Origin of the sequence: Curtobacterium caseinilyticum (genome assembly GCF_030363035.1) — a bacterium.
In the GTDB taxonomy this organism is placed as follows: Bacteria; Actinomycetota; Actinomycetes; order Actinomycetales; family Microbacteriaceae; genus Curtobacterium; species Curtobacterium caseinilyticum.
On record NZ_JAUCMN010000001.1, the window covers coordinates 163,443 to 187,192 of the forward strand.

25 protein-coding genes are annotated in these 23,750 nt (G+C 72.5%); 10 read left to right on the plus strand and 15 right to left on the minus strand.

Translation table 11 applies throughout. From position 1 onward, the window contains the following. Nucleotides 1-311 precede the first annotated feature (311 nt). Genes dhaK through dhaM form a run of 3 tightly spaced genes read left to right on the plus strand, consistent with a single transcriptional unit; the run spans nucleotide 312 to nucleotide 2,690 of the window. On the plus strand, nucleotides 312-1,313 hold the full coding sequence (gene dhaK, locus QUG93_RS00780; RefSeq protein ID WP_289471727.1) for a dihydroxyacetone kinase subunit DhaK: 1,002 nt from the start codon (nucleotides 312-314) through the stop codon (nucleotides 1,311-1,313). A 31-nt stretch (nucleotides 1,314-1,344) separates the two neighbouring features. After that, on the plus strand, nucleotides 1,345-1,971 hold the full coding sequence (gene dhaL / locus QUG93_RS00785) for a dihydroxyacetone kinase subunit DhaL (RefSeq protein WP_289471728.1): 627 nt from the start codon (nucleotides 1,345-1,347) through the stop codon (nucleotides 1,969-1,971). Continuing rightward, entirely contained in the window at nucleotides 1,968-2,690 is a 723-nt protein-coding gene (gene dhaM, locus QUG93_RS00790) for a dihydroxyacetone kinase phosphoryl donor subunit DhaM (protein WP_289471729.1), read from the plus strand. Before dhaL ends, dhaM begins: the two co-directional genes overlap by 4 nt. 16 nt (nucleotides 2,691-2,706) lie before the next feature. On the opposite strand, the gene QUG93_RS00795 is transcribed toward dhaM, so the two are convergent. Next, nucleotides 2,707-3,540: a helix-turn-helix transcriptional regulator gene (locus QUG93_RS00795; RefSeq protein ID WP_289471730.1), complete on the minus strand. Its 834-nt coding sequence runs from the start codon at nucleotides 3,538-3,540 to the stop codon at nucleotides 2,707-2,709. Between the two features lie 101 nt (nucleotides 3,541-3,641). On the opposite strand from QUG93_RS00795, the gene QUG93_RS00800 reads away from it, so the two are divergent. After that, on the plus strand, nucleotides 3,642-4,322 hold the full coding sequence (locus tag QUG93_RS00800; RefSeq protein WP_289471731.1) for an SDR family NAD(P)-dependent oxidoreductase: 681 nt from the start codon (nucleotides 3,642-3,644) through the stop codon (nucleotides 4,320-4,322). Between the two features lie 104 nt (nucleotides 4,323-4,426). Further along, nucleotides 4,427-5,458 (plus strand): alcohol dehydrogenase catalytic domain-containing protein, encoded by a 1,032-nt coding sequence (locus QUG93_RS00805; RefSeq protein WP_289471732.1) that lies wholly within the window; start codon nucleotides 4,427-4,429, stop codon nucleotides 5,456-5,458. A gap of 99 nt (nucleotides 5,459-5,557) precedes the next feature. Here the strand turns inward: QUG93_RS00805 and QUG93_RS00810 are convergent, their stop codons facing one another. Beyond that, nucleotides 5,558-6,349: a CPBP family intramembrane glutamic endopeptidase gene (locus tag QUG93_RS00810; RefSeq protein ID WP_289471733.1), complete on the minus strand. Its 792-nt coding sequence runs from the start codon at nucleotides 6,347-6,349 to the stop codon at nucleotides 5,558-5,560. Between the two features lie 139 nt (nucleotides 6,350-6,488). On the opposite strand from QUG93_RS00810, the gene QUG93_RS00815 reads away from it, so the two are divergent. The 3 genes from QUG93_RS00815 to QUG93_RS00825 all read left to right on the plus strand — a co-directional run bounded on the left by QUG93_RS00815 (nucleotide 6,489) and on the right by QUG93_RS00825 (nucleotide 9,197). Continuing rightward, a complete protein-coding gene (locus QUG93_RS00815) occupies nucleotides 6,489-6,851 on the plus strand; it encodes a cupin domain-containing protein (protein ID WP_289471734.1) in 363 nt (120 codons plus the stop codon). A gap of 227 nt (nucleotides 6,852-7,078) precedes the next feature. Next, on the plus strand, nucleotides 7,079-8,242 hold the full coding sequence (gene alr / locus QUG93_RS00820) for an alanine racemase (protein ID WP_289471735.1): 1,164 nt from the start codon (nucleotides 7,079-7,081) through the stop codon (nucleotides 8,240-8,242). Then, nucleotides 8,235-9,197: a D-alanine--D-alanine ligase family protein gene (locus QUG93_RS00825; protein ID WP_289471736.1), complete on the plus strand. Its 963-nt coding sequence runs from the start codon at nucleotides 8,235-8,237 to the stop codon at nucleotides 9,195-9,197. Before alr ends, QUG93_RS00825 begins: the two co-directional genes overlap by 8 nt. On the opposite strand, the gene QUG93_RS00830 is transcribed toward QUG93_RS00825, so the two are convergent. From QUG93_RS00830 to QUG93_RS00845, 4 genes are all read right to left on the minus strand, one after another. Then, nucleotides 9,186-9,359 carry a hypothetical protein gene (locus QUG93_RS00830; protein WP_289471737.1) on the minus strand — a complete coding sequence of 58 codons (174 nt, stop codon included), beginning with the start codon at nucleotides 9,357-9,359 and terminating at the stop codon, nucleotides 9,186-9,188. The two genes, QUG93_RS00825 and QUG93_RS00830, sit on opposite strands and share 12 nt — an antisense overlap. Nucleotides 9,360-9,496: 137 nt before the next feature. Then, entirely contained in the window at nucleotides 9,497-9,796 is a 300-nt protein-coding gene (locus QUG93_RS00835; RefSeq protein WP_289471738.1) for a DUF4190 domain-containing protein, read from the minus strand. An 83-nt stretch (nucleotides 9,797-9,879) separates the two neighbouring features. Then, on the minus strand, nucleotides 9,880-10,335 hold the full coding sequence (locus QUG93_RS00840; protein ID WP_289471739.1) for an NUDIX hydrolase: 456 nt from the start codon (nucleotides 10,333-10,335) through the stop codon (nucleotides 9,880-9,882). A gap of 24 nt (nucleotides 10,336-10,359) precedes the next feature. Then, nucleotides 10,360-11,121: an SDR family oxidoreductase gene (locus tag QUG93_RS00845; RefSeq protein WP_289471740.1), complete on the minus strand. Its 762-nt coding sequence runs from the start codon at nucleotides 11,119-11,121 to the stop codon at nucleotides 10,360-10,362. Nucleotides 11,122-11,287: 166 nt separating this feature from the next. Here QUG93_RS00845 and QUG93_RS00850 point away from each other — a divergent pair, with 166 nt between their 5' ends. Both QUG93_RS00850 and QUG93_RS00855 read left to right on the plus strand, forming a co-directional pair. After that, nucleotides 11,288-11,758, plus strand: coding sequence for an NfeD family protein (locus QUG93_RS00850; protein WP_289471741.1), 471 nt, complete (start codon nucleotides 11,288-11,290; stop codon nucleotides 11,756-11,758). A 2-nt stretch (nucleotides 11,759-11,760) separates the two neighbouring features. Next, nucleotides 11,761-12,957, plus strand: coding sequence for an SPFH domain-containing protein (locus QUG93_RS00855; protein WP_434533071.1), 1,197 nt, complete (start codon nucleotides 11,761-11,763; stop codon nucleotides 12,955-12,957). 64 nt (nucleotides 12,958-13,021) lie between these two features. On the opposite strand, the gene QUG93_RS00860 is transcribed toward QUG93_RS00855, so the two are convergent. The 9 genes from QUG93_RS00860 to QUG93_RS00900 form a co-directional block, all read right to left on the minus strand. Further along, entirely contained in the window at nucleotides 13,022-13,372 is a 351-nt protein-coding gene (locus QUG93_RS00860) for an RNA polymerase-binding protein RbpA (RefSeq protein WP_289471743.1), read from the minus strand. Between the two features lie 104 nt (nucleotides 13,373-13,476). Next, on the minus strand, nucleotides 13,477-15,066 hold the full coding sequence (gene lnt / locus QUG93_RS00865; RefSeq protein ID WP_289471744.1) for an apolipoprotein N-acyltransferase: 1,590 nt from the start codon (nucleotides 15,064-15,066) through the stop codon (nucleotides 13,477-13,479). A gap of 98 nt (nucleotides 15,067-15,164) precedes the next feature. Continuing rightward, entirely contained in the window at nucleotides 15,165-17,606 is a 2,442-nt protein-coding gene (locus QUG93_RS00870) for a DEAD/DEAH box helicase (protein WP_289471745.1), read from the minus strand. Further along, on the minus strand, nucleotides 17,606-18,358 hold the full coding sequence (tatC, locus tag QUG93_RS00875) for a twin-arginine translocase subunit TatC (protein ID WP_289472039.1): 753 nt from the start codon (nucleotides 18,356-18,358) through the stop codon (nucleotides 17,606-17,608). Before tatC ends, QUG93_RS00870 begins: the two co-directional genes overlap by 1 nt. A gap of 375 nt (nucleotides 18,359-18,733) precedes the next feature. Further along, nucleotides 18,734-19,705, minus strand: coding sequence for a helix-turn-helix transcriptional regulator (locus QUG93_RS00880; protein ID WP_289471746.1), 972 nt, complete (start codon nucleotides 19,703-19,705; stop codon nucleotides 18,734-18,736). Then, nucleotides 19,698-20,738 (minus strand): helix-turn-helix transcriptional regulator, encoded by a 1,041-nt coding sequence (locus QUG93_RS00885; RefSeq protein ID WP_289471747.1) that lies wholly within the window; start codon nucleotides 20,736-20,738, stop codon nucleotides 19,698-19,700. The genes QUG93_RS00880 and QUG93_RS00885 overlap by 8 nt, the downstream gene beginning before the upstream one ends. A gap of 72 nt (nucleotides 20,739-20,810) precedes the next feature. Further along, on the minus strand, nucleotides 20,811-21,737 hold the full coding sequence (locus tag QUG93_RS00890) for an FKBP-type peptidyl-prolyl cis-trans isomerase (protein ID WP_289471748.1): 927 nt from the start codon (nucleotides 21,735-21,737) through the stop codon (nucleotides 20,811-20,813). A 40-nt stretch (nucleotides 21,738-21,777) separates the two neighbouring features. After that, on the minus strand, nucleotides 21,778-22,893 hold the full coding sequence (locus tag QUG93_RS00895) for a tRNA (adenine-N1)-methyltransferase (protein ID WP_289471749.1): 1,116 nt from the start codon (nucleotides 22,891-22,893) through the stop codon (nucleotides 21,778-21,780). After that, the gene (locus tag QUG93_RS00900) at nucleotides 22,890-23,600 is read right to left on the minus strand and encodes an HAD family hydrolase (RefSeq protein ID WP_289471750.1); all 711 of its coding nucleotides are present in this window, start codon (nucleotides 23,598-23,600) and stop codon (nucleotides 22,890-22,892) included. Before QUG93_RS00900 ends, QUG93_RS00895 begins: the two co-directional genes overlap by 4 nt. Nucleotides 23,601-23,750: the final 150 nt, after the last annotated feature.

Consider the following 23,750-nt stretch of genomic DNA (forward strand, 5'->3'; position numbering starts at 1 on the left):
GTGCGAGTGGGTGGGGGTCCGGTGGTGCTGCTGCGTCCGGCACTCCCCGTTGAGTGATTGGGGCCGAGCATAGTGAGCGCGATCGCCACCGCGCGATGCGCCGCCGAGCGAAGTCGGGCAAAGTGCACGAACGTGCACGAGGACTGTGCGCCGAGGCATCCTCGGGCGTCGACGGCACGCCGTCGGGTGACAAGGCTGTGCACGAACGTGCACGGGGTGCGAACGGGCGCCCGCTGTAGGGTGGTCGCACTCCGGTCGACGACGGCGGTGTGACCCCGCCCGCGGTCGGCCCCGCACCCGTGGAGGTCAGCATGAAGAAGCTCATCAACGATCCGCAGGCCGTCGTCACCGAGACCGTCCGAGGCTTCGCCCGGGCCCACGAGGGACACGTCGTCCTGGTCGAGGACCCGGTCCACCTCCACCGGGCGGACGCACCCGTGCAGGGCAAGGTCGGCATCGTCAGCGGTGGCGGCAGCGGCCACGAACCGCTCCACGCCGGCTTCGTCGGCCCCGGCATGCTCGACGCCGCCGTCCCCGGTCCGGTGTTCACGAGCCCGACGCCCGACCCGATCGTCGCGGCGACGAAGGCCGTCGACGGGGGAGCGGGCGTGCTCCACATCGTGAAGAACTACACCGGTGACGTGCTCAACTTCGAGACCGCCGCCGAGCTCGCGGCGATGGACGACGTCCGCGTCGAGGCCGTCGTGGTCGACGACGACGTCGCCGTGCAGGACTCGCTGTACACCGCCGGCCGACGCGGCGTCGCCGGGACGGTCGTCGTCGAGAAGTGCGCCGGTGCAGCCGCCGAGCGCGGCGACGACCTCGACGCGGTCGCGGCGGTCGCCCGCCGCGTCAACGAGGTCACCCGCTCGATGGGGCTGGCGCTGGGCTCGGGCACAGTCCCGCACGCCGGAGAGCCGTCCTTCACGCTCGCCGACGACGAGGTCGAGCTCGGCATCGGGATCCACGGCGAGCCCGGGCGCGAGCGCATCCCGATGGCGCCGGCGGACCAGCTCGTCGACCGCGTGCTCGAGCCGGTCCTCACCGACCTCGCAGCTCCGGCGGGCTCGGAGCTCCTGCTGCTCGTGAACGGCATGGGCGGGACGCCGCTGTCCGAGCTGTACATCGTCTACCGGCGCGCCGCCGAGGTGCTCGCCGACCGCGGCCACCACGTCGCGCGTAGCCTGGTCGGGGACTACGTCACGTCCCTCGAGATGCCGGGCTTCTCGATCACCGTCACGGTGCTCGACGAGGAGCTCACCACCCTCTGGGACGCCCCGGTGGAGACCCCCGCGCTGCGCTGGGGTCGCTGACCACCGACCATCATCCAGGAAGGGACACGAATTGGCGCTCGACACCGCATGGGCCATCGACTGGGTGCGCCGCACCGCCGCGACCATCGACGACCACCGGGCTGAACTCGTCACGCTCGACCGCGAGATCGGCGACGGGGACCACGGCGAGAACCTCGACCGCGGGTTCCGCGCCGTCGTGGAGGCCGTCGACAGCGCAACCTTCGACACCCCGGGAGCGGTCTTCAAGACCGTCGCGACCAAGCTCATCTCGACGGTCGGCGGCGCGGCCGGCCCGCTCTTCGGCACCGCCTACCTGAAGGCCGCGCAGGCCGCCGGTGACACCGCCGAGCTCGACGCGGACACCCTGGTCGCCGTGCTCACCGCCGCCCGCGACGGCATCGTGTCGCGCGGCAAGGCCGAGGTCGGCGACAAGACCATGGTCGACGCGTGGTCCGCCGCGGTCGACGCCGCGAGCACGGCAGCCGCCGCCGGCGAGGGTCCGGAGCGCGTGCTCGCAGCGGCTGCGGACGCCGCGGTGGCCGGGGCCGAGTCGACCGAGCCGCTCGTCGCACGGAAGGGTCGTGCGAGCTACCTGGGCGAGCGCGCCGTCGGGCACCGCGATCCCGGTGCCCAGTCGACGGCGTACATCCTGCGCGCCGCGGTGGACGCCGCGTGACCGTCGGCATCCTGGTCGTCTCGCACAGCGCGGCGATCGCGACGGGGACCGTCGAGCTCGCGCGGCAGATGGCGGCGGACGTGCCGCTCGTCGCCGCGGGCGGCACCGAGGACGGCGGCATCGGTACGTCGTTCGAGGCGATCACGGAGGGGATCGGCGCGCTGTCGTCGGCGGACGCCGTCGTCGTGCTCTGCGACCTCGGCTCGGCCTACCTGACCACCGACACCGCGCTCGACTTCCTCGACGAGGCCGACCGGGCGCGCGTGCACGTCTCGCAGGCCCCGCTCGTCGAGGGCACCGTCGCCGCGGCCGTGGCCGCGCAGACGGGTGGCGACGTCGACGCCGTGCTCGCCGCGGCGGCGTCCGCCGCAGCCTCCGCGGAGGACGTGAGCAGCGCCTCCCGTCCGTCCGGCGACCGGCCAGGAGGCGCGACACCCGTCGACGACGGTGGTCCCGTCCCCGAGACGGTCGCGTCGGCGACCGTCGAGCTCGTCAACGAGAGCGGGCTGCACGCCCGCCCCGCCGCCGAGTTCGTGAAGGCGGCCGCGAAGCACGAGGCCCGCGTCCGCGTGAACGGCGTCGACGCGAAGAGCCTGCTCGCGATCATGGCGCTGGCGCTCCCGCAGGGGGCGACCGTGACGATCGAGGCCGACGGCCCGGATGCGCAGGACGCCGTCGACACGCTCGTCGCCCTCGTGCGCAGCGGCTTCGGGGAGTAGTACCGGCCGGAAGGCCTCAGGCCGTCGGGAGTTCCTGCAGACCGGTCACCCGGAGCAGGTCGAGGGCCGCGGCGTCCGGTGAGCCCGGTGTCACGGTGTACACGACGATGCGCAGGTCACTGCCCGGCACCGTGAGGACGTCGCAGTCGACCTCGACCGGGCCCACCCGGCTCGTCACGACCTTGCGGCTCGTCCGGTGCTCGGCGATGCGGCCGGTCTCCCAACGTCGGGCGAACTCGCGCGACTCGCGACGCAGGCGGGCGACGAGGGCGGCCAGCTCGCGGTCGGCGGGGTAGCGGCCGGACGCGGCGCGGAGGTCCGCGACCAGGTCGCTCGAGAAGTCCTCCTGGTGGGTGTCGTCCCACGCCACGCCGTCGTGCCCCTGCGTGAAGTGGCGCCAGACGAGGTTGCCCTCGATCCCCGTCCACCGCGAGGGGTCGCCGTTGAGCGCCGCCCAGAGGTCGTTCCACAGCACGATGTCGTGCGCCGCCGTGAACACCGCGATCGGCACGTCGCCGAGCCGGTCGACGATGCGCTGCACGCCGGGCGACACGTGGCGGGGGACGACCCCGCGTGAGGGCGGTGCCGCGCCCGCCACCCGGAAGAGGTGGTCGCGCTCCGCCTCGGTCAGGCGGAGCGCCGTCGCGAGGGCCCCGAGCAGCTGCGGCGACGGGTTCGTCGCGCGACCCTGTTCGAGCCGGACGACGTAGTCGACGCTCACCCCGGCGAGCGCAGCCAGTTCCTCGCGCCGGAGCCCCGGCGTCCGCCGTCCCGCTCCGGCGGGCAGGCCGACCTCCTCGGGACGGACCCGGTCGCGCCAAGACCGCAGGACGTCGGCGAACTCGCTCATGGTCCCATCCTGGACGAACCGGCGCCGTCGGTCCTGGTACCGCTGGTCCCACCGTCGACCGGTGCCTGGGAGCCAGGGCACCGGGGGAGCAGGGTGGAGGCATGACGACGACACTCATCACCGGAGCGAACCGATCCCTCGGCCTCGAGACCGCGCGACGCCTCATCGAGGCCGGCCACACCGTGTACGCCGGGATGCGCGACACCGCGTCCGGCGACGACGCACGGGCGCTCGGCGCCCACGTCGTGCAGCTCGACGTCACCGACCAGGCCTCCGTCGATGCGGCCGTCGCGTCGCTGCCGGAGCTCGACGTCCTGGTGAACAACGCCGGCGTGCTCGGTAGTGCGTTCGGGGTGGACGACCTCGACGCCGCAGCGATCGACGACGTGCTCGCCACGAACGTGACCGGCGTGGTGCGCGTGACCCAGGCGGCGCTGCCGTTGCTGCGCGCATCGTCCAACCCGGTCGTCGTGAACGTCGCGTCCGGTGTCGGCTTCACGAGGTGGCTCACGACTCCGGGGCACGACGAGTACCCGGTCGCCGCCGTGCCGTACGCGGCGTCGAAGGCGGCGCTCATCGCGATGACCGTGCAGTACGCGAAGAACCTGCCCGGGTTCCGGGTGAACGCGAGCGACCCGGGCTACACGGCGACCGCGTTCAACGGGTTCGGCGGACACCAGACCGTGACCGAGGGAACGGATGCGACCGTCGCCCTGGCGACGATCGGGGCGGACGGGCCGACGGGGGAGTTCCACGACCGGAACGGGCGCATCGCGTACTGACCCGACGACGGACGGGAGGCGCGTGGCGGATCCGCCACGCGCCTCCCGTCCGTCATGGGTCGCCGACTCGCTCGTGACCGCACCGCGTGTGCCAGGATCGGCGGGTGCGCGCAGTCCAGTACGACCGGTTCGGATCCACCCCCGCGATCGTCGAGCTCCCTGAGCCGACCGCACCGGACGACGGCGTCGTCGTCCGCGTCGCGGCGACCGGGGTCTGCCGCAGCGACTGGCACGCCTGGAAGGGCCACGACGACTCCGTGCGGCTGCCGCACGTCCCGGGGCACGAGTTCTCCGGCGTGGTCACGGCGGTCGGCGCCGCCGTCACCGCGTCCGCGGTCGGCGACCGGGTGACCGCGCCGTTCGTCTTCGCGTGCGGCGCCTGTGACCAGTGCCGCGACGGGGCGACGCAGGTGTGCACGCGCCAGCAGCAGCCCGGGTTCACCCTGCAGGGCTCGTGGGCGGAGTCCGTGGTGGTCCCGCACGCCGACGTGAACCTCGTCGCCCTGCCCGACGCCGTCGGGTTCGCCGAGGCAGCCGCGCTCGGCTGCCGCTTCGGCACCGCCTTCCACGCCCTGCACGCCCGTGGCCGGGTCGCGGAGGGGGAGTGGGTCGTCGTGTACGGGTGCGGCGGTGTCGGACTGTCGACGGTCCTCGTCGCCGTCGCGGCCGGCGCCCGGGTCGTCGCCGTCGACGTCTCGGTCCCGGCGCTCGAACGCGCCGCCGCGCTGGGCGCGACCCCGATCCTGATGGACGACGAGGTCGTGGCGGCCGTGCACCGGGAGACCGCGGGTGGCGCGCACGTGTCCGTCGACGCGTACGGCAGCCGGGCCACCTCGGTGGCGGCCGTGGCGTCGCTGCGTCCCCGCGGACGGCACGTCCAGGTCGGCCTCCTGCTCGACGACGAGGCGGCACCGGCGATCCCGATGGGCCGCGTCATCGCCGACGAGCTCGAACTCCTCGGGAGCCACGGGATCGGCGTGGGGGAGTACGCCGCGATGCTCGACGAGGTCGTGTCCGGTCGACTGCGTCCCGCCGAGTCGATCGGTACGAGGATCGGGTTCGACGACCTGCCGGGAGCACTCGAGGCGATGGACCGTCCCGCGAGTGGCTCCGGCATGACGGTCGCCGTGTTCTGAGCCCGTCTGCGAGCTCAGGCCCGGCAGTCGACCGGGCCCGTCGGCTGATCAGGCCCGACGGCTGATCAGGCCCGACGGCTGATCAGGCCCGACGGCTGATCAGGCCCGGCGGTCGTCGCGCGGGTGGCGGATCGCCAGCACGAGGCCGACGACGGCTGCCGCGAACAGGAACAGCACGGTCGCGGCACTGAGCACGGCGGGGACCCCGTCGGCGGTCTGCGTCCGGAAGCCCTGGACGGCGTTGTAGAGCACGTGCAGCACGACCGGGCCGACGATCGAACCGGACACCCGGCGTACGAGGTAGGCGGCCGATCCCAGCACGAACGTCATCTGGACCTGGAACAACCCGTCGAGGCCCTGCCCGAGGGCGTGGGTGAGCGCGAACGACGCCGTCGACAGGAGCCAGACCACCCACTCCGGCAGGGCCCGTCGGAAGCCGACGACCAGGACGCCGCGGTACACGAGCTCCTCGACGAGCGCGACCGCCACGACGGCGACGGCGAGTGCCCCGAGGTAGTCGCCGCTGCCCGGACGCAGCGGCGTCGTGAAGGTGGCCGCGGCCAGGACGGCGTAGCCGACGAGGATGACGACACCCCACCGGGAACGCGTGCGCGGCTCGGCGACGACGCTGCGCCAGCCGCCGAGCAGGCTGACGAGCGCCGCGACGACCACCAGCGCGGTGCCGTCACCGACCGCCTGTCGCACGAGCGCGTCCTGCGAACCGAGGGGGCTGCCGTCCGTGCCGGGCAGGACCGTCGACACGGCGAGCAACACCAGCGGGAGGACCACCACGAAGCCGAGCGTGACGAGGGCAGCGGCGGGGCGGCTCGTGATCCTGACCGGGAACGCAGGTTCCTTCCGGGCATCCGGAGCCGGGGGAGTCGAGGGCATGGGGTCCTTCCGGGACGCTCGGTCGGTCTCGGTGACTGTCGACGATGCCAGTGCCAGCTTCGAGCAGTTCACGGGTGGGCAGCAGACACACGCGCCGGGACCCGTGGACGATCCCGGTGATGTTGTGCATACTACCGGTGTGGAGGAGTCGAGCATCCGTACCGTCGAGATCGGGACCGAGCCGCTCGGGACCGAGCTCGTCGGGTCAGGACCGTCGAGCGGGGACGGAGCGGCGGTCCGGTCGCTCGTCGCCAGGATCCCGCCGGGCACCTCGACCGGATGGCACCGGCACGACGCCTGGCAGACGGGCATCGTCGCGAGCAGGCGTCTGCGTCACCGGACGGCGGAGACGGAGCGGTTCTTCGGGCCGGGTGACGTCCTGGTCGAACCACCGATGGTCGACCACGAGGCGTCGAACGTGTCGGACGAGGAACTCGTGCTGGTCTTCGTCGCGGTGCACGCCGCGGGGAAGCCCCTGGCGACACCGCGGCCGACCCCGTGACACCGAGTCAGCAATCGCTGAGTTGACATAATATGCATTATCGGCGCATCTGAACGAGCCGCGAGCAGCGCCGCGGCCGACGTGGTCGGCGTTCCGGTGGTGGTCCAGCGCTGCCGGCGCTCCGCTGGACGTCATCCTCGCGCCGTCCGGACGTCGGTCCAGCGGCCGGTTCCGATCATCCGCGCGACCGATGCTCGGGTGCGATCGAATGAGCCAGGCTCAACAGCATGCACACACCAGGCTCGAGGTCGAGCAGCACCGCGGAACTCGTCGTCCACGACGACGCCGTCCGCGCCAACACCGCGTGGTTCGCGGACCGGACCGGCGGACACCTCATGGCTGTCCTCAAGGCGGACGCCTTCGGACACGGCTCGGTCGCCCGATCCGTCGTCGCTGCGGGCGCGACTGCGATCGGCGTCACCTCGGTCACCGAGGCCCTGGCGATCCGCGCCGACCGCGTCGACGTCCCGGTGCTCAGCTGGCTCAACCCGGTCGACGCGGACTTCGACTCGGCCGTCACGGCGGACGTCGACCTCGCCGTGTCGAGCACCGAACTGCTCGACGCCGTCAGCCGCGCGGCAGCCCGGGTCGGTCGCACGTCCCGGGTGCACCTGCACGTCGACCTCGGCATGTCGCGGGACGGGGCTCCGCACGACACCTGGGCCGCCTTGTGCACAGCAGCCGCCCTGCTCGAACGGCACGGCACGGTTCGCGTCGTCGGGGTCATGGGCCACATGTCCTGTGCCGACCGCCCCGACGACCCGCAGAACGCGCGTGAGACGCTGCGCTTCGCGAACGCGGTCCGCACGGCCCGCCGCCGTGGGTTGTCCGGCTTCGTGACGCACCTGGCGGCGACCGCCGCGACGATCACGGGCGTCGGGTCCGGACACGGTCTGCACCGCATCGGTGCCGGGCTGTTCGGCATCGACCCGTCCGCGACGTCCGACGCGCTCGTCCCCACACTGTCACTCACCGCGCCGGTCGTGTCGACGCGTGCGGTGGCCGCCGGCGCCGGGATCGGGTACGGACACGACCACGTCGTCGAGCGGCCGACCAACCTGGCCCTGCTCCCCCTCGGGTACGCCGACGGACTCCCCCGGGCAGCATCGGACCGCGCCGAGGTGCAGGTCAGGGGTCGGCGACGCCCGGTCGTCGGCCGCTTCTCGATGGACATGGTCGTCGTCGACACCGGGGACGACCGGTTGCGGCCCGGAGAGACCGTGACGCTGTTCGGCCGCGGGACCGCCGGCGAGCCCACCGTCGCCGACTGGGCGCGCTGGGCCGGCACGATCGAGCACGAGATCGTCACCGGCATCGGGCCCCGCGTCCGCCGGGTGCACAGCACCGCGCCGGCCGGTGCAGCCACGGGGACGGCGGCCGCTCGTGCCTGACCGGACCCTGCGGATCGCCGTCGTCGGCGGCGGCGCCAACAACGAGCACGAGGTCTCCCTCGCATCGGCGGCGGCGGCCACCCGAGCCGTCCGCCGCGACGGGACGGTCGCGGTCCCCCTGACGATCGACCGGAACGGCGGGTGGCGGCACACCGACGGCGCCGTGCTGACCGCGGCAGAGGCCGTCGCCGCCCTGACGTCGTGCGACGCGGTCCTGCCCGTCCTGCACGGGGTCGACGGCGAGGACGGCGCGTTCGCCGGGCTCGCGCGGATGATCGGCGTCCCGGTCGTGGGATCGCCCGTCCGGGCTGGCGCACTCGGGATGGACAAGTGGGTGACGAAGCTCGTCGCCGAGGCGATCGGCGTCGCGACCGCTCCGGCCGTGCTCGTCGGGACCGGGGTCGACCCGGTGCTCCCCGCGGAGCTGCCCGTCGTGGTGAAGCCCACCACGGGCGGGTCGAGCAACGGGGTCTCGGTCGTCCACCGACCGGAGGAGTACGCCCGTGCGATCGCCGCTGCCCGCGCCGCGGGCACGGACGTCCTGGTCGAACGGTTCGTCACCGGACGCGAGGTCGACGTCGCCGTCTTCCGTGACCGCGCCGGAGCGCTCCGGGTCGGCGCGACGCTCGAGATCGGTGTCGCTGAGGGCGAGGTGTTCGGCACGGCCGAGAAGTACGACGGATCAGCGGCCTTCACGGTACCCGCGCAGCTGACGTCCACCGAGCACGACCGCATCGAGTCCGCAGCGAGGACCCTCTACACCGCCCTCGGGTGCGCCGGCGTCGCCCGGTTCGACTTCTTCGTCACGGGCGACGGAGTCGTGCTGAACGAGGTGAACACCGCGCCGGGGTTCACGGAGCGGTCGCAGGTGCCGCGGATGTTCGCCGCGATCGGGCTCCCCTACCCGGAACTGGTCGGGGAGCTCGTCGCGGCGACGCTCCGGTCAGGAGCCTGAGGACTGCGGGTCCTCGTCCCCGGTGGGGACGTCATCGGTGTCGACCTCGAGGGCGGCCTGTTCGCGGCCGTCCTCCTCGACGCCCGAGCTGCCGGTGTCCGGCTGCTCGGGCGCTTCGGCCTGGGTGGTCTCTTCTGCAGGGTCGGGCTGGCTGTAGCTCATGGAGCGGACGCTACTCGCCGCCAGCCGAGGCGGTCTCCGGGCGGCGAGCGTCGGTGCGCGACCCGGCCACGGACGCACGGGAGGCGCGTGGCGAGTCCGCCACGCGCCTCCCGTCCGTCTCCGGCCAGATCAGTGGCTCAGGACTGCGTGAGCAGCACGGCGGTGGCGATGTAGCCGATGATGCCCAGGACGATGCCGATGACCGAGAGGATGATGCCGGCGAGCACCATGCCGCGGCTCAGTCCACGGCGGCGCGCCAGGATCCCGAGCACCAGACCGACGACACCCGCGATGATGCCGACGATGGCGACGAAGAGGCCGAGGACCGTGCCGATGATGCCGAGGACGAGCGATCCGATCGCCAGCCCGTTGCCGCCACGCGTCGCGGGGGCAGCGCCCGGGGTGTTCGGTGCCGGCGGGTAACCGTTCGTGGACATGGGAGCTCCTCGTGTCAGGGGCCGCTGGCACGGGTTGCTCGCGGCCGTCTGGGCACAAGGTATGCGCTTCCTGCGAGCTTGGTTCAGGTCCGGCTGTGACGCCGCACCAACGCGGGCAGCTCGGCCGGCTCGAACGGCTCGTCCGTGGCGTCGAGCTCGTCGGCCGTCCACCAGCGCGACGCAAGGATGTCGACCTGCTCGTCCTCGGTCCACCCGGCGTCGGAGAGCGCGAACCCCTCGGTGTGGACGACGTAGAACTCGGCGTGGCCGCGGTCGTGGTCGGCCAGGTCCCACTCGACGGTGAAGTCCCACGTCCAGACGGGCTCGCCCGGGTCGTCGATCACGATGCCGGTCTCCTCGCGGAGTTCCCGCACGGCGGCGTCGCGGTGCGACTCCCCCGGGTCGACCCCGCCGCCGGGCGTGATCCAGCGGTGCGAGCCGTCGGACGACGGCGACCGCGTGTCCATCAGGAACACGCGGTCGTCGGGGTCGAGCAGGAGGATGCGGGAGGTCAGGCGCAGGCCGGGTGCAGCGGTCACGCGGCCGACGCTACCCGCGTCGGGTCAGGCGGTGAAGCCGCTGACGTCGCCGACGAGCTTCGTGTGGTCGGCCGGGATCGGCTCGACCGCTGCCAGGGCGATCTCGGCGGCGAACTCGGACACGCTGTAGAGCTTGCCGACCTCCTGCCGACGGCCCTCGATCGCACCGGGGTTCAGGCGGTTGAGCAGGGTGGCCGTGATGGTGCCCTCGATCATGTCGCCGGAGACGACGACGAACTCGATGCCGGCGGCCTCGAGCTGCGGGACCAGCTCGCGGAGCGCGAGCTCGCCGGCACGCTTGCTCTTCGCGACGGGCACGTACTCGTCCATGGTCTCGGCGGTCTCGACGAAGTGCGCCTGGTGACTCGTGACGAAGACGACGCGGGACCCAGCGGGCATGTGCGGCACGGCGGTCTGCAGCATGTCGACCTGGGCGTCGCGGTTGAGGCGCAGCGCGTAGTCCTCGCCGACCCCGGACTCCATGCCGCCCGAGGCGTTGAGCACGAGGAGGTCGATGCCGCCCCACTCGGCGACGACGGTGTCCACCATCGCCTGCACGGACTCGTGGTCGGTCAGGTCGGCACCCACGGCGAGGGCGGCGCCGCCGGCTGCCACGACCTTCTCGGCGATCTGCTCGGCACGCTTGGCCTTGTTGCGGTAGTTCACGACGACCTTCGCGCCGGCCTCCGCCAGGTAGCCGACGGTGTCGGCGCCGATGCCGCGCGAGGACCCGGTGACGAGGGCGCGCTTGTCGGCGAGGGATCCGGGGGCGAGGGGGTTGCTCACAGTCGTGTTCTCCAGGTCGCTGTTCGGGCCGGTCGGCCGCGGACGAGCCTACCAACCAGCGGCACGGTCACAGGCGGAGACGAGCACCGCTTGATATGTTGAACGGAATCAGACCGGCCGTCGCGACGCTGCACGCCGGAGCGCGCGACCGAGGGAGGGAGATCGCGTGAACACCGACTGGATCCAGACGATCGTCTGGATCGGACTCACACTGCTGCTCGGGGTGGTCGAGGTCTTCACCCTCGACTTCATCTTCCTGATGCTCGCAGCCGGTGCGGCCGGCGGGCTGATCGCAGCCCTGCTCGGAGCACCGTGGTGGCTGTCCGCCATCGTCGCCGCCGCCGTGGCGCTGCTCCTGCTGTCGCTCGTGCGGCCGCGGCTGCTCGCGGCACTCGGCCGGAGCGCGGACCCGCACCGCACCAACATCGAGGGGCTCATCGGGCTCCCCGGCACGGTCGCGGTCGCCTTCACGTCGTCGACGCCCGGCCAGGTGCGCCTGGCGAACGGCGAGACCTGGAGCGCCCGCCTCGCGACGGACTCCCCCGACCGCACACCACCGCTCGGCACCCCCGTGGTCGTCGAGTCCATCGAGGGGTCGACCGCGGTCGTCCGCCTCGGAGAAAGGGCCACCTCGTGACCATCACACCCGGGACGATCGCTCTGCTCGTCCTCGTCCTCGTCGTCGTGATCTTCGTGATCGTCGTCCTGTCCCGCGCGATCCGCATCGTGCCGCAGGCGACGGCCGGCATCGTCGAGCGACTCGGGAAGTACCACAAGACGCTCAACCCGGGCCTCAACATCCTCGTGCCGTTCATCGACCGTCTGCGTCCGCTGCTGGACATGCGCGAGCAGGTCGTGTCGTTCCCGCCGCAGCCGGTGATCACCGAGGACAACCTGGTCGTCTCGATCGACACGGTCGTCTACTTCCAGGTGACCGACGCCCGAGCCGCCACGTACGAGATCGCCAACTACCTCGGTGCGGTCGAGCAGCTCACGACGACCACGCTCCGCAACGTCGTCGGCGGGCTGAACCTCGAAGAAGCCCTGACGAGCCGTGACAACATCAACGGACAGCTGCGCGTCGTGCTCGACGAGGCGACGGGCAAGTGGGGCATCCGCGTCGGCCGCGTCGAGCTCAAGGCCATCGAGCCGCCCGTGTCGATCCAGGACGCCATGGAGCAGCAGCTCCGCGCGGAGCGCAGCCGTCGTGCCGCCATCCTGCAGGCCGAGGGCACGAAGCAGTCGCAGATCCTCGAGGCCGAGGGCCAGCGGCAGGCGGCGATCCTCGCCGCCGAGGGTGACGCCAAGGCGCAGGTCCTGCGCGCCGAGGGCGAGGCGCAGGCGATCGCCACGGTGTTCGACGCGATCCACACCGGTGACCCGGACGACAAGCTGCTCTCGTACCAGTACCTGCAGACGCTGCCGAAGATCGCCGAGGGCACCGCGAACAAGCTCTGGATGATCCCGAGCGAGTTCACCGAGGCGCTGTCCGGCATCGCGAAGGGCTTCACCACCGGGCGCACCGGTACCGGCCCGGTCGCCGGAGCCGGTGGCGGCACGGACTTCCTGTCCCGCATCTCGAAGCTCGCGAACGAGAGCCTCACGAACACCGCGACGGCCGACGCAGCGTCGGCGGCTGCTCCGCGTGCCGACGCCACGGCCGCGGACATCGTGCCGGACTCCGAACTCGACCAGCGGCTGGCGGAGTCGGACCGCAGCGTCGACGAACACCTCGCCGCCGCCGACGACGCGACGGACCAGCAGATCGTCGACCCGGCGTCGCCGACCGACGACGCCTCTGGCCACCGAGGCAGCGACGGGTCCGGTCGGCGCTGACACACGCCGCTGACATGACGACGCCCGCCCCGGTCCGGGGCGGGCGTCGTCGTTCGTGGTCTGCCTAGGCGCCGCGTCGAGCGCGCAGGAACTGCAGCCGTTCCTGCAGCAGTTCCTCGAGTTCCTCACGCGACCGCCGCTCGAGCAGCATGTCCCAGTGGGTCCTCGGCGCCTTGACGTCCTCGGCTGCGACCTCGACGGGGATCCCGTCGTCGCCCAGCAGTCGTCCTTCGCGTCCGGTCCGCGGCTGGGACCAGGTCTGCGGCACGTCGGCCTCGGCGGAGAAGACGACGTCGAACGTCTCCCCCGACTCCGTCTGGTAGACCGCGCGCTTCCGGTCGGAGAGCTCGACGCCCTCCTCGCTCTGGAGACTCTGGCTCCCGAGCCGCATCCCGCGGAGACTCCGATCAGCCATGTGTGTGCTCCTCTCGCTCGTCTGCCCTCCTCAACACTGTCCCACGCAGGATGCATCCCGATGGGGCGCATTCACAGAGCGTTCCCAGTGGGCGGTCGCGGCGCTCAGGAAGCGCGCTGCGCCGAACGGGAAGGGCGGCGCCGCCACGGCGCACACGCGAGCAGCACGAGGAGCGACCCGAGGGACACCAGCAGCGTCACCGAGCCGGACACGACGGTCGCCGGCGTCGTCCCGGTACCGAGTGGCACGTCGGTCACCATCGACGTCGCCGTGTACGCGGGCACCCGGTCGATCGTCCGTCCGGTCGGGTCGATCACCTGGGATGCGCCGACGGTCGAGATGTTCACGAGCGACCGCCCGGTCTCGACCGCCCGGAGGCGCGCGATCTCCAGCTGCTGCAGGTTCTCGTCGGTGCCGGAGAAGTCGGCGTTGTTGGTCTGCGCCAGGATCACCTGCGCTCCCCCGCGGGCCATGTCGGAGGTCAAGCCGTCGTCGACGATGTCGAAGCAGACCGCGATGCCGGCCCGGATGCCCGCGACGTCGAGGACGTTCGGCTTGGTCCCCGGCGTGTAGTCACGCTGGAGCAGTCCGATCAGCGACGGTGCGAGCTTCGAGAAGAACCAGCGGTCGGGGACGTACTCGCCGAAGGGCACGGGCCGCTTCTTGTCGTAGGACGACTGCCAGCCGTCCGCGGTCCACACGAAGGACGTGTTGTGCAGCACACCCGAGGGCGTCTGCGTGATCGCGCCGGCGACGAGCGGTGCACCGACGGTGTCGACGACCGAGTCGAGCGCCTCGGCGACGGCTCTGAACTGCCGCGGGTCGGCCTCGGCGGCCGCCTCCGGCCACACCACGAGGTCGACGTCACGGGCCTCGACGTCGGTGGCCGCGACCTGTGCGGCGAGGACCTCGCCCGGCTGCGCCCGGTCGAAGTAGCCGGCCGGACCGTTGCCCTGCACGGACTCGATGCGGATGCTCCCGTCCACCCGGGTCGGCCACGCCGGCACCGCGAGCACGACGGCGACGAGCAGCCCCGCGGTCGCGACCCGCACCGGCGCACGCAGCACGGCACCGGGAGCGTGCGGCACGACGAGCGCCAGGGACACCACCACCGCGACGCAGTACACGACCACGAACGTCACACCGAGCACGCCGACGTACGCGGCGAGGTGCGTGAACGGGCCCTGGGACTGCGACAGGCCGACGCGCCCCCAGGCGAAGCCCTCGTACGGCCAGCTCCCGGAGAACCACTCGCGGCCCGTCCAGAGACCGGCGACGACGGCCGGGAGGCCCCACACACGCCAGGCGGTCGACGGCAGGACGCGTGCGACCCAGCGGTACGCCAGGGCGACGGCGACGCTGCCGAGGGCGAAGTACGCGGCTTCGAACAGCGCGAGCGCCAGCCACGGGACCGGCCCGAGGTACCGCCCGGCCCACGAGATCCCCGGCAGCCAGAACGCGGCACCGGCCACGTACCCGAGCCACGCCGCCCGACGGGCGCGCTGGCCCATCGCGGCGAGGAGCATGCACGCCATCGCGGGGTAGGCGAGGAACCACCAGCCCGGCGACGGGAAGGACAGGGCGAACAGCAGCCCGCCGACCACCGCGAGCGGGAAGGCGGTCCGGAGTGGGAGCGCCGCGAACTCGGAGCGCCGCCAGACCGGCGGGACGCCGTCGACTCCACGGGGCGCCACGGGACCTGCCGCGGTCCCGCGCGGGACGCGGCGTCTCGCGGTGACGTCGGCGTCCTGCGGACGCGCGGCAGCGTCGGGAACGCGCACCGGGCCTCCCGTCAGACCGTCGCGTAGGCGACGATGCCGCGGCGCACCGCGTCCGTCGCCCGTCGAGCGGTCTGGGCGAGTTCGTCGTCGCCGGCGTTCCGGACCTGGTCGAGCAGGTCGATGACCTGCTTGGACCAGCGCACGAAGTCACCGGCGGGCATGTCGAGCGTCCGCAGCACGTCGTCGAGCGCCGAGCCCGACGCCCACCGGAACATGCCGACCGACATCGCCGGGGTGGGTGGCTGCGAGCCGGCGAGCCGGGCGTCGCGCTCGACGTCGTCGAGTCGTGCCCAGATCGTCAGGGTCTCGTCGAGGGCCGGGCGGAACGCGCCCCGCGGCAGGGCGTGCTCGGTGCCGGGGGCGTCCTCACGGCGGGGCTGGTAGACGATCGTCGCGGCCATGGCTGCGAGCTGCGCGGGTGTGAGGTCCTTCCAGACCCCGGCCTCGAGGCACTCCGCGACGAGCAGGTCGCGCTCCCCGTAGATCCGCTGCAGGCGACGACCGCCGGCGGCCACGGTCGCCTCGTCGTCCCCCGTCGCCACCAGGTAGCCCAGCTGCAGCAGCACGTCGGTCACGCGGTCGAACGTCGTCGCCACCGCGCCGGTGCGGGAGCGGATCTGCTGCACGAGCTTGTCGTTGGCGCGCTTGAGCTTGTACCAGCGCTCGGCCCAGCGGGCGTGTGCCTCGCGGTCGGGGCACGCGTGGCAGGGGTGGCGCTGCAGCTGTCGCCGGACCTCGGTGATCGCCGCCTGGCGTTCCTGACGGGCGCCGTGGGACGCTTCGCGGCCGCCGGGGACGTTCGTGCGTTCGAGGTCGGACAGGCGGCGCCGCAGGGCGGCGTACTCGGTGAAGTCGCCGAGGTGGCAGTGCATCGCCTTCTGGTACCCGTCGAGCGACTCCTGCTGCGACCGCACCTTGCGCGCCAGGTCGACGACGGAGCGGTCCGCCTGGAACTGCGCGAACGAGGTCTCGAGGACCTCACGCGTGCGCTGCCGACCGAACTGCTCGATGAGGTTCACGGCCATGTTGTACGTCGGCTTGAACGACGAGTTGAGGGGGTACGTGCGGCGGCTCGCGAGCGAGGCCACCGCCTGCGGGTCGAGGCCGTCGGACCACTGGATGACCGAGTGCCCCTCGACGTCGATGCCGCGACGACCGGCACGACCGGTGAGCTGCGTGTACTCCCCCGGCGTGATCGGGACCCGGGCCTCGCCGTTGAACTTCTCGAGCTTCTCGAGCACGACCGTGCGGGCCGGCATGTTGACGCCGAGCGCCAGGGTCTCCGTCGCGAACACGACCTTGAGCAGCTTGCGCTGGAAGAGGTCCTCGACGACCTCCTTGAACGCCGGCAGGAGCCCGGCGTGGTGTGCGGCGACGCCACGCTCGAGGCCCTCGAGCCACTCCCAGTAACCGAGCACGGCGAGGTCCTCGTCGAGCAGGGTCCGGCAGTGGTACTCCGCGGTCTCCCGGATCTCGGCGCGCTCGTCGGCCGTCGTCAGCGAGATCCCGGAGCGGAGGACCTGGCGGACGCCCTGGTCGCAGCCGTTGCGGCTGAACACGAAGAAGATCGCCGGCAGGAGCATGCGCTCGTCGAGCACCTTCGCGATCTGCTCGCGGTACATCTTCTCGGTGCGGGGCCCCCGTCGCTCCGGGTACCCGCCGCGGCCGCGTCGTCCGCGGTGCCCGCCGCCGTGCCGTTCGCTGCGCGCGGCACCGCCGACGAGCCGGAGCAGCTCCGGGTTCACGCGGTTGGTTGCCGCGGCGCCGCTGGAGTCGAACAGGTCGACCATCTTCGAACCGACCAGCACGTGCTGCTCGAGCGGCACCGGACGGTCCTCGGACACGATGACGTCGGTGTCGCCGCGCACGGTCTGCAGCCAGTCGCCGAACTCCTCGGCGTTGGACACGGTCGCGCTGAGCGAGACGAGCCGGACCTCGGTCGGCAGGTGCAGGATGACCTCTTCCCACACCGCCCCGCGGAACCGGTCGGCCAGGTAGTGGACCTCGTCCAGCACGACCCACGCGAGGTCGTCGAGCAGGTCGGAGTCCGCGTAGATCATGTTGCGGAGCACCTCGGTCGTCATCACGACCACGCGGGCTCGGGGGTTGACGTTCGTGTCACCGGTGAGGAGTCCGACCTCGGACTCGCCGTAGTCGGCGACGAGCTCGTTGTACTTCTGGTTGCTCAGCGCCTTCATCGGCGTCGTGTAGAAGACCTTCGCCGTGGGCTGGCGCATCGCGAGCCAGATCGCGAACTCGGCGACGATGGTCTTGCCGGCACCGGTCGGTGCCGCCACCAGGACGCTGCGCCCCTGGTCGAGCGCGTCGCACGCTGCGATCTGGAACGGGTCGAGGTCGAAGCGCAGGTCGGAGCGGAAGAGCTCGAGGTTGCGCGAACGGTTCCGCACCTTCGCCGCCTGGAACCGTTCGGCGGGGCTGAGTCCGGTCGTCATCACAGTCCGTACTCTTCGTCGAGCTTCGCCTGCTTCTTGGCGACGCGGCGGTCGTGGATCCACGTGACGAAGCACGCGGCGATGTACAGCACGGTCATCGGGATCGCCAGCAGGAACATCGAGATGACGTCAGCCGACGGGGTGACGATCGCGCAGAAGACGAGGATGCAGAGGATCGCGACACGCCAGGACTTGATGATCGAGCTCGCCGACAGCACCCCGACGAAGTTCAGCAGCACGAGGAACACCGGCAGCACGAACGCGATGCCGACGGCCACGATGAGCTTGATGACGAAGTCGTAGTACGCCTTCGCGTCGACGATCGAGGTGTCCTGCTGCGAGACGAAGCTGCCGAGGATGCCGACGATGTGCGGCAGGACGTACCAGCCGAACCAGCACCCCGCGAAGAACAGCGGGATCGCGGTGCCGAGGAAGCCGAACACGTACTGCTTCTCGCGCCGGACGAGCGCCGGCACGATGAACGCCCAGACCTGGTACAGCCACACCGGGCTCGAGATGACGATGCCGATGGTGATCGCGATCTGCAGCCGCAGGTCGAACGCCCCGGTGATCATCGGGAAGTTCAGCTCGGCCGTGTGCCCGCCGACCTCGGCCAGCTGCGTGACCGGCTGCCGCAGGGCGTCGAGCACGAAGGGGGTGAGGAACCACCCGCCGATCGCGCAGGCAGCGACCGCGATGACGGCCTTGAACAACCGGTTGCGCAGCTCGATGAGGTGCTGCCCGAGCGACATGCGACCTTCGGCGTCCTTCTTCGGACCACCGGGCCGCTTCGCTCGCCCGCTCGCGGTCGTCGAAGCCATGGATCGATCCTACGGGACCGGGACCGACAGTCGGGCCGGGCACGACGGACGCTCAGCCCGCTGCCGGACGGGAGGCACGGGGCGGGCCGACCCCGTGCCTCCCGTCCGGCGCGGCGAGGCCGGACGGGAGGCGCGGGGCGGGCTGACGCCGTGCCTCCCGTCCGGCGCGGCGGAGCCGGTCGGTCCGTCACCTGCGTCGGCTGCGCCCCGGTGCGGACGTCGCGTTCCGCTCTGCCGGGGTGCGACGGCCGCACCGGGGCGTTGCGCCGCGTCGTTCGCGCCGGGCTGCGGAGCCGCGTCGACCGATCAGTCGGCGGCCAGGGCTGCCTCGGCGAACGCGCGGACGGCGGCCCGCGCCGCGGGCGGGTCGAGCACGACGGCCCGACCGGGCAGACCGGCGACGAGCCGGACCACCCCGTCGAAGCCGTTCGACGCGGCGAGCCGGATGCGCACGCGACCGTCGGCGTCCTCGGAGTCGGCAGTGTCCGCCAGGTAGTCGGCGACGAGCGGCAGCGACGAGCAGTCGAGCTCGACCGTGACGATGACGTCACCCCCGGACTGTTGGAAGAGCGTGTCCGGGATGACGACGTCGTCGATGGACTTCTCGGCGGCACGGTCGTCGACGCGGACGTTCGACATCCGGTCGAGCCGGAAGGTGCGGAGGGCCTGCCGGTCGAGGTCCCACGCGCGCAGGTACCAGTCGGTGTCGATCGACTCGACGCGCAGCGGGTCGACACGACGGGGACCGCCCTGGGTGCGCGGTCCGACGTAGTCGAACGCGAGGCCCCGTCCGCCGGCCACCGCACTCCGGATCGTCGCCAGGGCTGCGTCGTGGAGGTCCTGACCGACGGCGACGTTCGACGCCGCTCCCCCGGCACCGCGGGACAGCTTCGCCATGAGCGACCGGATCGCGTCGCGGTCCGCCGCCTCGGGCAGCGCCGACAGGTACTGCAGTCCGGCGATGAGCGCGGAGGCCTCGCGGGCGGACAACCGGGGCGCGTCGTCGATCGCGACGAGGTTCGTCAGGACGATCATGTCGTTCTGCTCGAAGTCGTCCCACGCGATGTCGAAGAGGTCACCGTGCTGGTACTGCATGGTCTCGCCGGGCACGCCCGACACCGCGATCAGCTCCACCGCACGACGGATCCGCTGCTCCGGCACGCCGAAGTGCCGTGCTGCTTCGGCGACGGACACGCGCTCGTGGTCGATGAGGTAGGGCACCAGCACGAGCAGGAACGCGAGCTTGTCCTGCGCCTGCAGGGGGTGCTGGTCAGCCACGGGCGCCTCCGGTGCGATCGGTGTGGTCGGCGACGAGTGCGCGCAGTCGGGCGACGACCCGCTCGCGCAGCGACGCCGGCTCGAGCACCCGGACCTCCGGTCCGAACGCCGCGAGCTCCTCGGCCAGGATCTGTGGGTCGACGTGGTGCAGCACGAGCACGCCGTCCGCGTCGACCTCGGTCCCCCGACGGCGCTGCAGTCGGCGCTCGGCGTCCGATCCGGGCACCACCCGGATGCGCGCGCTGCGCTCGGCCCACACGCGGTCGAGCTCGGCCAGGGCACGTTCCGCGGCACCGGCCGGAGCCGGGTGCTGCCCGGCCTCGAACGTCGAGACCGGCCCGACGATCCGGGACAGCAGGTAGTTCTTCGTGCCCCCGGTGGAGAACTCGTGCGCCGCGAGCATCCACCGACCGGCGTGCTGCACGAGCGCGAGCGGTGCGACCTCGCGGCGACGCGGCTCGTGCTCACCCGGGGTGATGTAGTCGAACCGGACGGCCGCTGCTCGGTCGAGCGCCGACCGGAGCGGTTCGAACGCGGCGTCGCGGGCACGGAGCCGTGGCGCGTAGGCGGTCATGCCCGCCGTCGTCCGGCCCGGTGCCGCGTCACCGTCGTCGGCGCCCGCCGAGCGCACCTTCAGCAGCGCGCGGCGGGAGTCCGTGGACAGGGCCCCCTCGCGCCACGCCATCGCCGCCAGGGAGAGCAGTGCCGACTCGTCCGGCGTGAAGCGGACGTCGAGCGGGAGGTCGTACTCGCCCTTCGGGATCCGGTAGCGCAGGGTCTGGTTGTTGCCGGCGGCACCGGGCGTCTCGATCGTCTCGAGCGGGATGCCGAGCTCGCGGACGTCGTCCTTGTCGCGCTCGAACTGGCGCTCGAGCGACGCGTTGTCGCCGCCGGGCGAGTAGCGCTGCCGGTACCCCTGCACGTTCGCCAGGATCTCCGCCTTGGTCAGGCCGGACTCCGTCGACAGCAGTGCGAGCACCAGGCTGAAGAGCCGCTCCTCGGCGGGCACGCGGGGGGCTCGGGTGGCTGGCACGAGCCCGATCCTACGGCAGCGCGGATGCACCGGAGTGCACCCGCGCTGCCGTCGGTGGACGCTCGGCGGGCGTCAGGCGGGCATCTTCCCGAGCACGTCGATCACGTACGCGGTGGTGCCGCTCTGCTGGTGCACGATCGCGAGGACCTGGTCGCCGACGCGGTGGCCGAGCACGGCGTTCCGGACGCCGTCGATGACCTGGCCCTTCGCCAACGGGATCGCCTGGGCACCCGAGCCGTCGGTCCAGTTCGACCCGACGACCGTCGAGTCGCCGTTGCTGCCGGCCCACGAGACGGCCGTGTACTTGATGACCGCGGTGTCCTTCGCGGTGAGCAGCGCGCCCGAGCCCTTGCGGAGCAGGTGCAGCGCGTCGTCCTTCGGCGCGTCCCACGACGGGATCGTGATGCCGGGGGCGCCGGACGGCGCCAGCACCACGGCGGGCATGCCGTCACCGGCGAGCTGCGGGGTCCCCGTCGCACGCGCGTCGAAGGCCTGCTTGACGTCCATCACCGCGATGACGGCGTCCTCGGCCTTCCGCGAGGAACCGCTCGCCGAGGTCGCGCTGCCGCTCAGCTCGCTCTTCGGCACCGCCACGGCGAGCCGGTCGCCCACGTGGGCGCACTCGAGCGCGGTCCCGAGCGGGCCGTAGTTCTGGGCGCCCGCCGTGATCGGCGCGGTCTGCCCGGAGTAGCCGCTGGTCTGGACGACCTGACCGGTCGCACCGTCGACGAGGGTGTACTCGACGAGGGCCGGCGTGCCGTCCTCGATCTCGCGGCCGTCACCGGAGCGCAGGACCGACACCTGGGTGCCCGTCGTCGTCAGCCCGGACGGCACCGTGACCTTCGGTTCCTTGCCGAACGCGCCCGATGCGGTCACCGCGGCCGAGGCGGCTCCCGGTGCGGCGCAGGAGGACGGCGTCGTACCGGCACCGTCGGACGCGCACGCCGTCAACGACGCGGCGAGGCCGATGGTGACCAGGAGTGCGGGGATGGTGCGCACGGACCCTCTTTCCGTTCGGTGCAGGACGGGCATGCGTAGCCTAGCGGTCGCCGTCGGCGGCGTCGTCCGGGCCCACCCCGGCCTCGGCCGCTGCGACCTTGCGGGCCTGCGCGGCCGCCTGGCGGGCGACCTTGCGGAGCTTCTTGTCGCTGGCGGACCGCTCTCCCACCGCGCCGGGCGTCCATGCCTCGACGTCCTCGTCGGAGAACTCCGCCTTGCCTGCGCGACGCTTCAGGTTGGGCAGCACGACGCCGTCGGCCAGGCGTCGTGCGGTGACCAGGAAGCCGGTGTGCCCGACCATGCGGTGGTCGGGACGGACGGCCAGGCCCTCGACGTGCCAGGTGCGGACGAGTGTCTCGCTCGACTGCGGGTCCGTGAACCGGCCGGTGTCGCGGAGTGCCTCGGCCGTCCGGGACAGCTGCGTGACCGTGGCGACGTAGCAGACGATGAGCCCGCCGGGCGCGAGGGCGTCGGCCGCGGCGTCGACGCACTCCCACGGGGCGAGCATGTCGAGCACCACGCGGTCGACGCTCTGCGGCTCGGCGGCTCCGGGGAGCTCCTCGACGAGGTCGCCGACGGTGACCGACCAGTTGTCCGGGACGGCGCCGAGGAAGGTGCCGACGTTGCCCCGGGCGATGGCCGCGAACTCCTCGCGGCGCTCGAAGGACTGCAGCCGGCCGGTCGGGCCGATCGCGCGGAGCAGGAAGAGCGAGAGCGCGCCCGACCCGACGCCCGCCTCGACGACGCGGGCGCCGGGGAAGACGTCGGCGAACGCGACGATCTGTGCCGCGTCCTTCGGGTAGACGATGGCCGCACCGCGGGGCATCGACATCACGTAGTCGTTGAGGAGCGGACGCAACGCCAGGTACTCGTCGCCCGTGCTCGCGCGGATGACGGACCCGTCCGGCCGGCCGATGACGTCGTCGTGGCGGAGCACGCCACGGTGGGTGTGGTACTCGCCGGCCGTCTCGAGCGACAGCGTCGTGAGCTTGCCCTTCGGCCCGGTGAGCTGCACACGGTCCCCCGCGCGGAACGGGCCGCGCGGCGGGGTGTGCGGCGCCCCGCCCGCGGTGTGCGGCAGCGCCTCCGTGCCGTCCGTCGGCTGCGCGGCGGTGCTGTGTGCCGCGGTCTGGTCGGTGGGCTGTGCGTCGGTCATCGGGTCGCCGTCTCGGTACGGGCCGCGAGGGCCGGGCTGGTCAGTTCGACGAGCCGGTCGACGTCCACGTCGGCCAGGGTCGTCAGGTGCACGTCGCCGCCCGCGATCTCGGACAGGGGCACGATGTGCTCGACCGCGACGGTCACCGCACCGGACGCCACCGCCGAGGCGACACCGGTCGCCGAGTCCTCGATCGCGACGCAGGCGGTCGGCGCGACCCCGAGCTGCGCGGCGGCCGCCAGGTAGGCGTCCGGGTGCGGCTTCGGGCGTTCGACGTCGTCACCGGCGATGACGACACGGAAACCGCGGGCACCGAGCGCGTCGGCGGTCACGAGTGCCATCTTGCGGCGGGACATGGTCACCAGGGCGGTGGGGACACCGCGGTCGTGCAGCTCCTCGACGAGCTCCCGGGCACCGGGGCGCCACGGCAGCTCACCGGCCTGCAGGCGCTCCATCACGTAGTCCGTCATCCACTCGACGATCTCCTCGACCTCCATGTCGACGCCCTTGTCGCGGAGGATCTCGCCGGACCGCTCGAGTCCGCTGCCGACCAGGGACAGACCGTCCTCGTGGGTCCACTCCGCGCCGTACCGGGCGGTGAGCTCCACCTGGGACTGCTGCCAGATCGGCTCGGTGTCGATGATCGTGCCGTCCATGTCCCACAGCACGGCTGCAGGGAGGACGCGTTCGGGGTGCTGGGCGGTCACGGGCGACGAGTCTACCGGGGCGCGGACGGCGCCACGGGTTCCGCTCCGGGCGGACGGGGCGGTGTCGTTGCCCGGCCTCGGCCTATCCTGGGTGATCGACCGTGTCCGGCCGCGCGCGGTGTCGCGCGCGCCCCGCTCCACCACCAGGAG